The organism is Fulvivirga sp., assembly GCF_040220315.1.
Classification (GTDB): Bacteria; Bacteroidota; Bacteroidia; order Cytophagales; family Cyclobacteriaceae; genus Fulvivirga.
Genome location: NZ_JAVJUY010000241.1, coordinates 1 through 14905, shown reverse-complemented (window position 1 = coordinate 14905; position 14905 = coordinate 1). Strand labels below are relative to the sequence as shown.

Sequence of the window (14905 nt, the reverse complement as noted above, 5' to 3'; positions counted from 1 at the left end):
AGTACAAATGAAAGGTCTTTAGACTTATTTTGTATTAGCTTAAATTCATCAGTGTTTGATTTGATAGGGACCACAAGTATTTGTTCCTTGTTAAACCCTAAGCGAATGTTTCGTAAATAATCTAGTTGGTTGTAGACAATTATTGTTCCGGTAATTAGTGCTATTGAAATCGTAAACTGTATGATCACTAAGAACTTTCTTAAAGAAGCCCCTTTCTTATTGGAGCTAAATGAGCCTTTCAGCGTTTCTTTTGGTTGTATTGCAGAAAGATAAAGTGAAGGATAACTCCCTGAAATCAACCCCACAAAAAACACCAAGCATAAAATGGTAAAAATAACCAGCGGGTTAAGCAGTACACTCAAGGAGATGGACTTGTCGGCCAAATCGTTTAGTTCAGGAAGGGTAATTGCAATTACTAAACATGAAAGTGCCAGTGAAAAAATTGTTGTTAATAGTGATTCGCTCATAAACCTGCTAAATAGGTCGGCCTTAGAAGCACCGGAAACCTTTCTAATTCCTACTTCTTTGGCTTGTTTTACAGAACTAGCCGTAGCCAGATTCATGTAATTAATTGAGGCAATTAAAACGATGAATAAGCCAATAATTCCAAAAATATAAATGTAAGACAGTTGTGAGTTGGCCTCCATTTCAGCTCTTAGATTAGAGTTGAGATGAATATCAGTTAAAGGAATTAAACTGTATTCTTGTCTGTAACCAGAGCCATCTTCCTGCTCGGGAATATATCTTCTGGAAATAAACTGAATGTTGTTTTCGAGGTTAGCAGCATTGGTATTTTTGGCCAATTCTAAGTAAGTGTGGAAGTTGAAATTCCACCAGTTTGGTCTCCAATTCTGGCTTTTTAGTGTTTCAATAGAAGTGATAATATCCAGTTTCAGATGGGAACTAGAGGGATAATTTTCCATTACACCTGTTATTTTAAACTCTAATGAATCTTCAGGGAAAAAGATAGTTTTACTTAATACATCTTCTGTTCCAAACAAGTCACGAGCTTTATTTCTGGTCACTACCAACGTATAAGGCTCATCCAAAGCCAACCTGGGGTTGCCTTGAATAAGAGGCATAGTAAACATGCTAAATATGTTGCTGTCGGCTGCCCAAATTTCTTCAAAAATAATTTCCTGAGTAGTTGGCAACTCCATCATTTGATTAGTTAACCGATTGAATCTACACATTTGAACTACCTCAGGATAGTCTTTGACAATAGCCTCTCCAACCATTGGTTTGCTGGTAGCATAAGCCTCAAAAGGACCGCTATTTGGGAGGTGATATCCGGAGTTAAGGCGATAAATGTTAACGGCCTTTTTGTGGTGTTTATCGTAAGAAAGCTCATCGTTGATGAACAAGAAAATTAGAATGGCGCTGGATATGCCGATTGTCAAACCAAGTACATTTAAAAAGGAATATACTTTTTGGTTTTTGAGGCTGCGAAATGCCACCTTCAGGTAGTTACTAATCATGGTTGTTTGAGTTTTTACCTATTGCAAAGACAACACCCTGAAGTTAAAGTTGCATCACCATTCAACAAATGAAGTCTTTTTATTTATGTTGGTTCTTTTACCAACCGGCCACTTATCCGATTTAGGCATCCCAATAAATAAAAAACCAAGCAGCTTATCGTTCTCACCTAACCTGAAAAACGGCTTGGCCTCTTCGTAAAAAGTGACACCTCCCGTGCTCCAATAACAACCGATGCCATAAGCAGAGGCAGTAATCCACATGTTTTGTACTGCTGCGGCCACAGAACATATTTCTTCCACTTCAGGCACAACCTCATGGCGCTTCATTCCAATGGCAATTATGTGAGAACATTCTAACGGTTTAGATTTTAATTTCTCATATTGAGTAGGATTAAAGGCACCCTCCTTTTCTGCCTTAGATTTATAGAGTTCCGACTGGAAATCAGCGAGTTTGTGTAAACCATCATTTTTAAATACAACAAAACGCCAAGGCTCAGTTAACTTATGTGTGGGAGCCCAATTCGCGTTTTCAAGCATTTGATCAATAATTTTATCCTCTACTTTTTCTCCTGAAAACATCGAGGTATAAATAGCCCTGCGGTTTTTAATTGCCTCATTTACTGCTTCGACTCTATTCATATAATCACTAACTTTAGTCACTTAAAGATACTACCAATGAAAAGAATCTTCACTTTCTTATATGTTCTTATTTGGACCTACGGGATGAGTCAAACCCCAACAACTGTTTTTGAATCTTCCGGGGGAACATCAACAGCTACGTACGATGGAATAATCAATTTTTACAAAGCCCTTGCTAACCAATATCCTGAAATTCAGGTGAAGGAAATTGGACTGACAGACAGCGGCTTGCCGCTTCATTTGGTTACGTTAGATATCAGAAAGGAGTTTGACTATAAAAAGGCCTATGCCGAAGGTCGCGCTATTGTTTTAATAAACAATGGAATACATCCGGGTGAGCCTGATGGTATTGAAGCATGTCAGATGCTATTGAGAAATTATATTCAGGATTCTGAAAAAAAGAGTTTGCTAAATGATGTGATTATAGGGGTGATTCCAGTATACAACATTGGTGGAGCATTAGATAGAAACTCTTTTTCTAGGGTTAATCAAGATGGACCGTTGGAATATGGTTTTAGGGGTAATGCCAGAAACTATGACTTGAACAGAGATTTCATCAAAGCGGATACCAGAAACACAAAAGCCTTCTATGAGATATTTCACTATGTAAATCCGGATATTTTTATTGACACCCATGTGAGTAATGGGGCGGATTATCAATATACCATCACCCACCTGATTACTCAACACAACAAAATGGGCGGAACATTAGGCCAGTATTTGGAAGAAAATCTTCGGGTGAAGTTGGAGCAGAAAATGAAAGATAGAGGAGCTGAAATTACTCCGTATGTAAATGTTTTTAACACCACGCCAGATAATGGCTTTCCACAATTTTTAGATAATCCAAGATATTCAACTGGTTATACAACATTGTTCAATACAGTTGGATTGATGATCGAAACGCATATGCTAAAACCGTTTGAAACAAGGGTTGAAAGCAGTTACACTTTTTTGGAGACAGTCTTGGAAATGGCTTATGTAGATGGAAAAAGAATCAGAGAGCTGAAGGAAAAACGGCAGAATGATATTAAGCCTGGGGCAAAGTTAGCTATCGACTGGAGGCTAACGAGGGGTGAATCAGCGAAACTTAATTTTAAGGGGTATGAGGGCGAGATGCGGAAAAGCGAAGTAACAGATTTAGACCGTTTGTATTATAACCATGATAAGCCATTCACTAAATCCATCCCCTACTACAATACCTATGTGGCATCGGAAGAAGTGGTTATACCAAAAGCTTATGTTATTCCTCAGGGTTGGCATGATATTATTGAGCTGTTAAAATTGAACAAAGCAAAATACCGCCAGTTGAAACAGGATAGCAGCATGAATGTAGAGGTGTATACCATCGAAAAGTTTACTACCTCAAAGACGGTGTATGAGGGACACTACATGAATAATAATGTTCAGGTGTCAGTGAGTGAAGAGGAGGTGAAGTTTAGAAAAGGCGATTACATCTTTTTTACGGACCATACTTCGGGTAGGTACTTAGTAGAAACACTAGAGCCAAAAGCTATTGATTCATTTTTCAGCTGGAATTTCTTTGATACGATTCTTCAACAGAAAGAAGGTTTTTCACCCTATGTTTTTGAAGACTTGGCTTTACAACTTATCGAATCTGAGCCTCAACTCAAAAAGGCATTTAAGCAGAAGAAAAGAGACGAGCCTGATTTTGCCTTAAATTGGTTCGCACAACTCGACTATATCTATAAAAACTCTCCTTACTACGAGGAGGCACATATGCGATATCCGGTGTATCGGTTAGTGAAATAACAAAGGCATTCATGGGCTGTTTAAAACACATGAAAGCAGCCCTGATTTTCTCGCATCAACTTTTTAAGGACACTTCACTCTGGCAAGGAGCAGAAAAGGTCTTTTTAATTGAAGATCACCTCTATTTCAATCAATACAAATTTCACAAGGCCAAGCTGGTTTTGCATCGGGCTTCAATGAAATACTATGAAGAGTTGTTGGCTAAAAGCAATTACAAAGTCAGTTATATTGAGTGTAAGAACTCTGACTTAAAGGCCTTATTTAATACTCTGAAAAAAGATGGTGTAAGTAATTTGATAGTAGTTGAGCCAACGGATTTTCTTCTGAGAAAAAGACTAGTTCGATTTTCCGATGCTCAGAACATAGAAATAAACTGGAAGCCGAATCCCAATTTTCTGACAAGCGAAGAGCAACTGAAAGAAAGGCTCAAAAAAGGCAAGTCAGGCTACTTTATGGCTAATTTTTATAAGGAACAGCGAAGGAAATTAGACATTCTGATGGAAGGTGATGAGCCAGTGGGTGGTCAGTGGTCGTTTGATGAAGACAATCGGAAAAAACTGCCCAAAGACATTGAACTACCGGAAACGTATCACTTTCAAGAAAACCAATTTGTGGCTGAGGCCAAAAACTATGTAAAAAAACACTTTTCTGAAAATCCGGGAAGGGAAGATGATTTTAACTACCCAACAACACATGAAGAGGCGAATGACTCATTTCAGAACTTTTTAAAGAATAGGATGAAGCTATTTGGCGATTATGAAGATGCCATTGTCAAAAACGAGTCAGTGTTATTCCATTCTGTACTCACGCCTGCTTTAAATATTGGCTTGATCAATCCTGATGAGGTGATTCAGCAGACGCTGAAATTTCATCAACGCAATGATATACCCATCAATAGTCTTGAAGGTTTTGTGCGACAGATTATTGGCTGGCGAGAATTTATGCGAGGCATTTATGAGTTTGAAGGCGTTTTTGAACGCACTAACAATCATTTCAATCATACCAGAAAAATACCACCCTCATTTTATGATGGCACCACTGGAATTAGCCCTATTGATCAGACCATCAAAAAAATTATTAAAACAGGTTATTGCCATCATATCGAGCGACTGATGATATTAGGGAACTTCATGCTGCTGTGCGAGTTTGATCCTGATGAGATTTACCAATGGTTTATGGAACTGTTCATTGATGCCTATGACTGGGTTATGGTACCGAATGTTTATGGCATGACGCAATATGCTGATGGCGGACTGATTACCACCAAACCCTATGTTTCAAGTTCAAATTACATTCTCAAAATGAGCGATTACAAGAAAGGCGAGTGGTGCAAAATATGGGACGGATTGTATTGGAATTTTATTTATAAACACAAAGATGAGTTTGCAGAAAATCAACGGATGAGCTTTATGGTGGCTATGCTAAATAAAATGGACAGTAAGAAATTAGAAAACCACCTCAATGAAGCCGATCATTTTTTCAAGGTATTGGATGGTAAAAAGAAACCGGAGGAATTAAAGTTGTTTTCGTAATGCTATAATTTGGTAACTTCACGATAGAAAGCGTACTACATTCAATCAATGAAAAAACACTTTAAAGACATACTTAAGTTTAATGAATGGGCAAATTACAGAGTTCTAAAAACACTGGAAGAACATGTCCCGGAAGATCAGGAACTTCTCAAGTTGTATAGCCATATTTTATCTGCTCAAATTATCTGGCTAAATAGAATAAAAGATCTTCCTACCTCTCCTTTTCCAGTTTGGGAGGTTTATAAGATCAACGAATTGTCAAGCATGACAGAAGAGTCTTCCGATAATTGGAACAACTACATATACGAGCACAAGTTTGAAACCTTCGAAGAGATGATTTTTTATACCAACTCGGAAGGCAAGAAGTTTGAAAGTACTATTAGAGAAATTGTTAGCCATGTAGTGAACCACAGCTCGTATCACAGAGGGCAAATAGCAATGAAACTGAGAGAAAAAGGCATTGAACCTCCTGTTACAGATTTTATTCAATACGCGAGGTCAAAATAATATAAAATTAACTTATCATTTTTGTGAGCTTCCCTACCTTTATAGGTATGAGCGAGTCCAAAAAGAAACTTTTCCTATTAGATGCGTACGCGTTGATTTACCGTGCGCATTTTGCTTTTAGCCAAAACCCAAGAATTTCTTCAAAAGGGTTAAATACCGGAGTGATGTTTGGGTTTACCAATACCTTATTGGAGGTAATTCAAAAGCAAAACCCATCACATATTGCCGTAGTGTTTGACACTTCTGCTCCAACGTTTCGTCACGAACGATACCCAGAATACAAAGCCAATAGAGAAGAAACTCCAGAGGACATTAAAATTGGAGTGCCAATTACCAAGGATATTATAAGAGGCTTTAATATTCCTGTTATAGAGTTGGACGGCTACGAAGCAGATGATATTATCGGAACGCTGGCTAAGAAAGCGGCTAAGAAAGGTTTTGAAGTGTTTATGATGACTCCCGACAAGGATTTTGGACAACTTGTAGAGGAGCACATTTTTCTTTATAAACCGGCATTCATGGGCAATGCAGTGGACGTTATGGGCGTGCCAGAAGTGTGTGCCAAATGGGATATCGAAAACGTAGATCAAGTTGTGGATATGCTCGGTTTACAGGGAGACTCTGTGGATAATATTCCGGGTATTCCCGGAGTAGGCCCTAAAACGGCAGCAAAGTTTCTGAAAGAATATGGTTCGGTGGAAGGCCTTTTAGCGAATACAGATAAGCTAAAGGGCAAAATGAAGGAGAAGGTGGAGGAGTTTGCCGATCAGGGACTGCTTTCAAAGGAATTGGCAAGAATAAATATTGAAGTGCCCATTGAGTTCAATGAAAAAGAGCTTGAGTACACTAAGCCGGATGAAGAGAAACTCAAGGCCATTTTTGAAGAGCTTGAATTTAAAACGTTGCATAAGCGAGTGTTCAATCAGGAATTAACTTCAGGCAGTTCTTCCGGCCAGCTTTCTATGTTCAGTGAAGCAAGCAAAGAGGTAATTGAGGTATCTGATGATGGGGGGTTAAAACCTTATGACACGATAGAATCCGTACCGCACAAGTACAAATTAGTGACGGATGAAAAGGATATAAAGGCTCTTATTGAGGAACTCAAGAAACAAAAGGAAATTTGTTTTGATACCGAGACTACAGGGGTTGATGCTTTTGAAGCAGAAGTGGTGGGCATGTCATTTAGCTATAAAGAGCGAGAAGCCTTTTATGTAGCTGTGCCACTGGATTTTGAAAAGGCAAAAAAGGTAATTGAGCTATTCAGAGAGATACTGGAAAGCGATAAAATTTTAAAAATAGGGCAGAATGTAAAATACGATGTGCTGGTATTGAAGAAGTATGAAGTGCACGTTAAGGCGCCCATTTTCGATACCATGCTTGCCCATTACCTGATTGATCCTGAAACCAAACACGGTATGGATGCGCTTGCTGAAAAGTACCTGAATTATTCTCCTGTTTCTATAACTAAACTCATCGGCCCTAAAGGAAAAAACCAGAAAAACATGGCCGACTTACAACCGGAAGAAATTTCAGACTATGCCTGTGAGGATGCCGACATAACATTGCAATTAAAACACAAACTCGATGAAGAAATTAAGCAGCTAAAGCTGGATAAGCTCTTGTACGAAGTGGAGCAGCCGCTGGCATTGGTGTTGGCAGATATGGAATATGAGGGGGTTAAGATTGACGAAAAAGCACTTTCTGTTATGTCGAAAGAGCTGCAGGAAGCAAGCTTAGAAGCTCAAAACAAGATTTACCAAATAGCTGGGCAGGAGTTTAACATAGCTTCTCCCAAGCAGTTGGGTGAAATACTGTTTGATAGGCTGAAGCTAGATGACAAACCTAAGAAAACGAAAACGGGCCAATATGCCACTGGTGAAGAAATATTAAGCAAGCTGGCAAACGAACACGAAATCGCTAATAAAATTCTAGAATTCCGTGAGTATCAAAAATTAAAATCTACTTATGTAGATGCACTGCCCAAAATGATTTCTAAAAGAGATGGCAGAGTTCATACAGATTATGCTCAGGCCATAGCAGCGACAGGTAGGTTAAGTTCAAATAATCCAAATCTTCAAAACATACCCATTAGAACAGAAAAAGGACGTGAGATTAGAAAGGCATTTGTAGCACGTGATGATAACCATGTGGTTTTATCGGCCGACTACTCACAGATAGAATTGCGAATAGCTGCATCATTTGCGGATGATAAACATATGATTGAAGCCTTTAAAAATGGAAGGGATATACACTCAACCACTGCAGCCAAAGTGTTTGGCGTTTCGTTGGAGGATGTGGATTCTGGCATGAGGAGGAAAGCAAAGGAAGTAAACTTCGGAATCATTTATGGCATTTCTGCTTTTGGTTTGGCGCAAAATCTAAATATCTCTAGAACCGAAGCTCAGGAAATTATTCAGGCGTATTTTAAGGAATTCTCATCAATAAAAGAGTATATGGATGCCTGTATTGAGAAAGCCAAGCAGCAGGAATATGTTGAAACCATAATGCATAGAAGAAGATATTTACGTGATATCAATTCAAGAAATGCGACTATGCGGGGCTATGCAGAGCGCAACGCCATCAATGCTCCAATTCAAGGAAGTGCCGCTGATATCATTAAAAAGGCCATGGTGGATATTCAAAACTGGCTGAAAGCCGAAGGACTCTCCACAAAAATGGTAATGCAGGTGCATGATGAATTGGTTTTTGATGTGCCTAAAAACGAGCTGGAAAAGGTGAAGCCAAAGATCATTGAACTAATGATGAATGCCGTTCAAATTAAGGTTCCTTTAGAAGTAGAAGCGGGCTCTGGAGAGAATTGGCTGAAGGCGCATTAGTGTTAGAAATGTTTTAGTTCAATGTTTAGTGTAAAGAAACCGACCAATATTGTTGATACGAATTAACAAAGAGCATTAAATATTCAACATTGAATCAGTGAAAGAAGAGGGATTCAAGAATCACTCCCTCTTATAAACCCCACTAGGAAAAACCACTACACTTTCATGACCATTCTTTCCAACGGCAGCTACCCCAAAAAGGTAATTGTCAATGACGATACCTTTCAAAAGATACTCTGAAACATTACCCACAAACTTCGAGTATCGCCATTGTGGTGCGGTAGTCTCACGCCAATAAATTTTATAACCAGCTATGCCATCATCATTCAACTTTTTCCATTTCAAAGATGTACTTGGCTCAACAGCACCTGCTATTTCTACATTTTCTGGTTGGGGTGGTGCCCAGGCTAATGATGCCAGATTAATGGCGTTTACGGCTGTGAGCTTTTTCGCATAGTCAAAATTTACTCCTTCAATTACATCGCCATACTTAATTCCATTCTCTGTTCTTAAATCCTGATGCTGGCGTGTGTAATTTTCATTGGTTTCCATGATTCTGACTGCAGCAAAGCCAGCATCATTAAAAGGTTTGTGGTGTCCACCTCTTCCAAATCTATCCAGTCGATAGATCATCGTGGGATTCATTTCAGGCATATATGTTTGCGTGGTTTTGTGAATGTATCTGGCAAGTTGCCGTGAGATGCCATCAACTTCACCACCATACAATCTTCTTTTTCTTCGTACCTCATCGGTTTCAGTTATAGGTGTTGGCTCAGAAAATATTCGAAAACTTCTATTGTCTACGACTCCATTCACCCCCTCGATATTGCTGATCATATCATTATTTAACACACCTATTATTTCCCAGCCCTTTTCTTTAGCTACTTCAGCCATGTATTTTCCCCCAAACAAACCTTGCTCCTCACCAGATAAGCCCACATAAATGATACTGGATTCAAATGTATAGTTCGATAGCACTCTGGCCGCTTCTATTGTGCCGGCCATACCGCTGGCATTGTCATTCGCTCCCGGAGAATCCGATTTTCCATCCAAAGGATCGCTTACTCGGCTATCAATATCTCCCGACATGATAATGTAGCGGTTCGGATATTTAGTGCCCCGCTGAATGGCCATTACACTAACAATTTCAGTGTCTGTAGGAATTCTTGTATTAGGGTCACCTTTAACAATGTTTCTTAAATAACTAACCTCAAGGCATTTATTGCAATTCTTCGAGATGGAAGTAAACTCGTTTTTAATCCATCTGCGTGCTGCACCAATGCCACGAGAATCAGAAACAGTATCCGATAAGGAATGGCGCGTACCAAAAGACACTAATTTTCGTATGTCGTGCTCAATTCGTTCAGCAGAAACAGCTTCTATGATATCATAGATTCGGGAGTCAGTTTGCTGAGCAAAAAGTGAAGAACTAAGAAAAAGGAGAATAAGTATTTTTTTCATCAGGTTTACTTTTGTGAAGTTTTAACACCAACAGCTATTAAAAGTTGCCATTCTAACCTTACTTTTAAATGTAATAAGATAAGATTAAAAACATGAATTTTAATACACAAAACCTTAAGGACTTCGAGGAAGCTCACGATAGAATAAGAAATCACATTCATCGAACACCAATACTTACGAATGCCACCATAAATGAGATGGCAGGTTGTTCCATATCTTTTAAATGCGAAAACTTTCAAAAAGTAGGTGCATTCAAAGCTCGTGGAGGGATGAACGCCATTCTTGGTTTGAGTGATGCTGACAAGCAAAAAGGAGTAGCCACTCATAGCTCCGGTAACCATGCTCAGGCTGTGGCTTTAGCGGCTAAAGTAGCAGGAATAAAAGCATGGATTGTAATGCCTTCCAACGCTCCAAAAGTAAAAAAGGATGCTGTAAAGGGTTATGGAGCAGAGGTAATAGAGTGCGAACCAACCATAGACGCAAGAGAGGAAACGCTGAACGCTGTGATTCAGGAAAATGGTGCCTTATTAATCCATCCGTATAACGATGAGAGAATTATTATTGGACAGGGCACTGCCACAAAGGAGCTCATTGAAGATGCAGAAAAAGAGTTTGATTTTATACTAACGCCTATTGGAGGTGGCGGTTTAATAAGTGGTGCGGCCTTGGTGAGTCATTACCTAAGTCCGAATACAAAGGTGTTAGGTGGCGAACCGGAAGCGGCAGATGATGCTTACCGATCTTTTAAATCAGGGCAATTGGTTAAAAATGATAGTCCACCAAAAACTATTGCAGATGGATTACTCACTAACTTAGGGGATAAAAACTTTGAGGTTATTAAAAAGTATGTTCATGATATTTACCTGGTAAATGATGCAGAAATTATGGCTGCACTAAGATTAGTTTGGGAAAGGATGAAAATAATCATTGAGCCTTCATGTGCGGTACCATTGGCAGTGGTGCTAAAAAACAAACTGGTCTTTAAAAACAAAAATGTGGGAATAGTGCTAAGTGGTGGAAATGTAGATCTTGGAAAGATTAAGTTCGATTAACGCGGATAAACATTATTCTCTCTAAAAGAATAGCCCGTTTGTTGCTAAGACAATTTGGGGAATAGACAAGTCACACGAGTTGGCAATCAGGATGATAATATCTAAGGCGACAAGAAATGGTGCCTAAGATAGCATCATTCCTATCCTCTTCACTTTATCCTCATAACAAGTAGTATAAGTGGTCTTTAGCTGATCCTTCAAAAATGACCGGTCGATAAGAAAATATACTAACTCATGAGGTTCGGTGAACTCAGCAATGATTTTTTTAACGCGAGACTTTTGGATGCCTATCAGTTGACCGAACTCATAAAAGTCTTTGTAGGTGTAAAAGCCGTAGGATTCATAGGCCTTTGAAAAGCCATCCTTAAACAATGTAAGCGCCATGTCATATTCACTTGGAGAATGGATTCGGGTACAAAGCAGATCGTAGGCAGGTGTTAGTACATAATCACCTTGCGCTGATTGTAAAGCAGAAAAGTTCTTAAGATGCGCATCTCCATTAGAGAACACATAATTGAATAGAATCAGCCGAAAGAATTTTTCATTTTCAATTCGATGTGTGGGAATATATTTTTTGATCAGTTGTGCGATTTCTTCATAGGATAAGTCGTACTTATAGTTCTCTCCGTGTGTTTCAGAGGTCATTTGAGCTATTTGAGCAAAATCTTCCTGCAGTATTTTTCCACTCTTAGTTTGATCGAACCTCCGTACCAGATAGGCCGGACTTCCGTCTTTGAAAAAGATTAATGCGTTTGGAGGTACTGAAAGTTTGAATACTTGTTTAGCGATTTGCATGGTCAAGTGCTCATTAGCAGGAGCTTGATCCAAATATTTGAAAGTTCCAGTAGGTATTGGCTTGAGAATATACTGGCCTCCTCTCTCTGTAAGCTTCAAGTCGTTATTTTCAAGTCTAAGCGAATACTTCACTTGTACACCGGATATCGATATTTTTTTGGTATGATCAAGAAATGCATTGGAATCTTCGTCATAAGGAGAATTAAAGGATAGTTCTGTGCTGACTTTCTTCCCTTCAAATAGCTCTTTCCGGCATTTTGGACAGTATCCTTTTTCACTTTCCTTTAAGCAGCCGTGACAAATCATTTTGTTATTTCATTTATTGTGATAGACCCAATAGTATCAGTTTTGGCCGTTTTTAATAACAGGCTGAAGTGGTCTTTTTCGTCAATTTTTAGCAACCTGCATTGTGTTTGCCTATTCACTCCTTCTGAAAGCAGTCCATAGAAGAAAGGAAATAGTACGGATGACTGATAAGTTTGTTCTGTTTTAGGCAATGTCAGACTGATGGCTGATGTTTCAGGATTGTTTAGATAATGATGATCATATGTGAAGGTATACTCTCCTTGTTCAGTCTTTTCAAGCAAGCCTGCCAATAAGTTGTTATTATATACCTCCGCTATTTTGTTCATTTGATTACGTCAATCGAAAGCTCCAATCCCAGTACTTCACAAAGCTTCATTAGGCTAGCTAACTCGGGGTTGGCTGATCCCTTTTCAATATCTCGTAAGGTCCGCTCTGAAATCCCTGAAATTTCTGCCAGATCTTCTTGTGTGATCTTTAGAAATTTTCTCCGTTTTTTAATTGTTTCTCCTATTTTTATAGTATCCATATCCAGCAATATTTTGCCGATTTTAACAAAGTAAGCGATAATAATTAAGGAATCAAACATATTCGGCAGTACTTTGCCGAATTAACTATTTATTAGGCTTGGGCTAATTGATTTGCTAAAAAGCAGCAATATTATGCTGGTTAACGCGGATAAACATTATTCTCTTTAAAAGAATCACCCGTCTGTTGCTTGGGGTCTAATTGCAGCTTTTTAATCTCCTTATCCACAATAATAGCTTTTCGAATAGCATATTCGTTAAACCGCCATATCTCTGCCGGAAAGGTTTTTAATTCTTTGTCATTATCAGAATAAGTGATTTCCAATACTATTGGCGAAACCAAGCCACCAACATTGACAAACGTAATTTCATACAAATGCTTATCAGCCAGCTCATTTAATATGGCTTTATCATCTACCTTGTTTTCAAATTCTTTGTAAGCAGATTTAGGTGTTTCTTCAATTTTCCAGCGTTGTGGCAGTTCTGGAAATTTATGTTTATTCTGATTACTGGATTTAGCAAACTCAGAACTTTTTAAACGATACCATTCTACATCTTCAATACTTATATCTACTGCATCGCTACTGTAGAACCAACCTCGCCAAAACCAATCTAAATCCACCGCAGAGGCATCTTCCAAAGTTCTAAAAAAGTCAGCTGGTTTTGGTCGTTTAAACTTCCACCGGCTGGCATATTCCTTTATCGCAAAATCAAATAACTCAGGTCCCATGACCACATTTCTTAATACATCAAGTGCGGCACTAGGCTGCCCATAACTGGAAACACTGGATAAGGTTAAGTTTTCAGGGTTGGTCATCGGTGGGCGTTCTCTAAATTCATTCACAGCCATGTAAAAAGACATGGATTTAGCATCGCCCCAATGTGGGTCTTTGGGATAATACTTTTGCTTTGTCAATAATTCGAAAAAAGTGTCAATACCTTCGTCCATCCACTCATAAAGTTTTTCATCAGAGTTCACAATCATTGGGAAGTAGTTATGTCCTATTTCATGGATCACCACATCTACCAAGGTGTTTTTTTCATCATCGGAGTATTTGCCTTTTCGGGCAGGGCGGCCTCCATTAAAGGATATCATTGGGTATTCCATACCATGATCAGCGGAGCTTACGCTGATGGCCACCGGATAGGGATAGGTAAAGAGCTTTTCAGAAAATAACTCAAGCGTATTTATAATGGCTCGTGTTGAGTGATCCTCCCAAAGGGGGTTGCCTTCTTTTGGGTAATATGACATGGCCATCACTTGGTTGTCACCTAAATCGACCATTTGGGCATCCCAAATAAATTTTCGGCTACTTGCAAATGCAAAATCACGCACATTTTCTGCTCGGAAATGCCAAGTTTTGGTAGTGGAAGCCTTTGACATTTCATTTGCGGCTGCCTCCTTTTCTGTCACAATTATTTGAGGTTTATTATAAAATGATAATGCCTTTTTCAAACGCTCTTGCTGGGCTTTATTCAATACTTCATCACTATTTTGTAAAAGGCCGGTGGCTGCTACTATATGATCGGAGGGCACAGTTATATGTACATCAAAATCACCAAACTCAAGCGCAAATTCACCATTTTCTATAAACTGTTTATTCTGCCAGCCTACTACGTCATCATAGGTGCACATTCTCGGATACCATTGTGCAATGGTGTAAATGTAGTTATCATCTTCAGGGAAATATTCATAACCACCTCTACCTCGGATCATTAACCGGTCATAAATGTTGTACTCCCAGCTGATACTGAAACTAATGGAATCGCCACTTAACAATGGTTTATCTAAAGGCAGCTTCATCATGGTTCTGTTAATTATATAATTCATTGGATTTGAATTAACATCCGTTACTTTTTTGATGGTATAACCACCCTCATATTGCAGTCCTCCAATTTCTTTAGCCGCTTCAAAGGTTGTCATTCCTTGTTCCAGTGTAGCCTGGCGAGTAAGCTCATTCAGGTTATTCTTGGCCCTAACATTCTGATCGAGTTGTAGCCAGA

12 protein-coding genes are annotated in these 14905 nt (G+C 38.9%); 5 read left to right on the top strand and 7 right to left on the bottom strand.

Annotated features, from left to right (window positions below):
• On the bottom strand, positions 1-1478 hold a 1478-nt coding region (locus RLO81_RS11645), incomplete at its 3' end, for an ABC transporter permease (protein ID WP_350111671.1).
• Positions 1479-1532: 54 nt separating this feature from the next.
• Positions 1533-2117: a nitroreductase family protein gene (locus RLO81_RS11640; protein ID WP_350111669.1), complete on the bottom strand. Its 585-nt coding sequence runs from the start codon at positions 2115-2117 to the stop codon at positions 1533-1535.
• Positions 2118-2153: 36 nt separating this feature from the next.
• Here RLO81_RS11640 and RLO81_RS11635 point away from each other — a divergent pair, with 36 nt between their 5' ends.
• From RLO81_RS11635 to polA, 4 genes are read left to right on the top strand one after another with little or no spacing between them, the layout of a single operon-like run.
• The gene (locus RLO81_RS11635) at positions 2154-3887 is read left to right on the top strand and encodes a M14 family metallopeptidase (RefSeq protein ID WP_350111667.1); all 1734 of its coding nucleotides are present in this window, start codon (positions 2154-2156) and stop codon (positions 3885-3887) included.
• 29 nt (positions 3888-3916) lie between these two features.
• Complete coding sequence (locus RLO81_RS11630) at positions 3917-5419, top strand: cryptochrome/photolyase family protein (RefSeq protein WP_350111665.1); 1503 nt, start codon at positions 3917-3919, stop codon at positions 5417-5419.
• A gap of 48 nt (positions 5420-5467) precedes the next feature.
• Positions 5468-5926, top strand: coding sequence for a DinB family protein (locus tag RLO81_RS11625; protein WP_350111663.1), 459 nt, complete (start codon positions 5468-5470; stop codon positions 5924-5926).
• Positions 5927-5973: 47 nt separating this feature from the next.
• Positions 5974-8763: a DNA polymerase I gene (gene polA / locus RLO81_RS11620; protein ID WP_350111661.1), complete on the top strand. Its 2790-nt coding sequence runs from the start codon at positions 5974-5976 to the stop codon at positions 8761-8763.
• A gap of 120 nt (positions 8764-8883) precedes the next feature.
• Here the strand turns inward: polA and RLO81_RS11615 are convergent, their stop codons facing one another.
• A complete protein-coding gene (locus RLO81_RS11615) occupies positions 8884-10224 on the bottom strand; it encodes a M28 family metallopeptidase (protein WP_350111659.1) in 1341 nt (446 codons plus the stop codon).
• 92 nt (positions 10225-10316) lie between these two features.
• Here RLO81_RS11615 and RLO81_RS11610 point away from each other — a divergent pair, with 92 nt between their 5' ends.
• Positions 10317-11276 (top strand): threonine ammonia-lyase, encoded by a 960-nt coding sequence (locus RLO81_RS11610; RefSeq protein ID WP_350111657.1) that lies wholly within the window; start codon positions 10317-10319, stop codon positions 11274-11276.
• A gap of 123 nt (positions 11277-11399) precedes the next feature.
• Here the strand turns inward: RLO81_RS11610 and RLO81_RS11605 are convergent, their stop codons facing one another.
• The 4 genes from RLO81_RS11605 to RLO81_RS11590 all read right to left on the bottom strand — a co-directional run.
• Positions 11400-12377: a HipA domain-containing protein gene (locus RLO81_RS11605; protein WP_350111656.1), complete on the bottom strand. Its 978-nt coding sequence runs from the start codon at positions 12375-12377 to the stop codon at positions 11400-11402.
• Positions 12374-12703 (bottom strand): HipA N-terminal domain-containing protein, encoded by a 330-nt coding sequence (locus RLO81_RS11600; RefSeq protein WP_350111654.1) that lies wholly within the window; start codon positions 12701-12703, stop codon positions 12374-12376. Before RLO81_RS11600 ends, RLO81_RS11605 begins: the two co-directional genes overlap by 4 nt.
• A complete protein-coding gene (locus tag RLO81_RS11595; RefSeq protein ID WP_350111652.1) occupies positions 12700-12963 on the bottom strand; it encodes a helix-turn-helix transcriptional regulator in 264 nt (87 codons plus the stop codon). Before RLO81_RS11595 ends, RLO81_RS11600 begins: the two co-directional genes overlap by 4 nt.
• A gap of 80 nt (positions 12964-13043) precedes the next feature.
• A partial coding sequence (locus tag RLO81_RS11590; protein WP_350111650.1) for a M1 family metallopeptidase occupies positions 13044-14905 on the bottom strand: 1862 nt, incomplete at its 5' end.

Coding starts and splice junctions, on each gene's coding strand:
- RLO81_RS11595 (WP_350111652.1), bottom strand. CDS start 12,963: ATGTTTGATTCCTTAATTATTATCGCTTACTTTGTTAAAATCGGCAAA.
- RLO81_RS11640 (WP_350111669.1), bottom strand. CDS start 2,117: ATGAATAGAGTCGAAGCAGTAAATGAGGCAATTAAAAACCGCAGGGCT.
- RLO81_RS11605 (WP_350111656.1), bottom strand. CDS start 12,377: ATGATTTGTCACGGCTGCTTAAAGGAAAGTGAAAAAGGATACTGTCCA.
- polA (WP_350111661.1), top strand. CDS start 5,974: ATGAGCGAGTCCAAAAAGAAACTTTTCCTATTAGATGCGTACGCGTTG.
- RLO81_RS11615 (WP_350111659.1), bottom strand. CDS start 10,224: ATGAAAAAAATACTTATTCTCCTTTTTCTTAGTTCTTCACTTTTTGCT.
- RLO81_RS11610 (WP_350111657.1), top strand. CDS start 10,317: ATGAATTTTAATACACAAAACCTTAAGGACTTCGAGGAAGCTCACGAT.
- RLO81_RS11635 (WP_350111667.1), top strand. CDS start 2,154: ATGAAAAGAATCTTCACTTTCTTATATGTTCTTATTTGGACCTACGGG.
- RLO81_RS11600 (WP_350111654.1), bottom strand. CDS start 12,703: ATGAACAAAATAGCGGAGGTATATAATAACAACTTATTGGCAGGCTTG.
- RLO81_RS11625 (WP_350111663.1), top strand. CDS start 5,468: ATGAAAAAACACTTTAAAGACATACTTAAGTTTAATGAATGGGCAAAT.
- RLO81_RS11630 (WP_350111665.1), top strand. CDS start 3,917: ATGAAAGCAGCCCTGATTTTCTCGCATCAACTTTTTAAGGACACTTCA.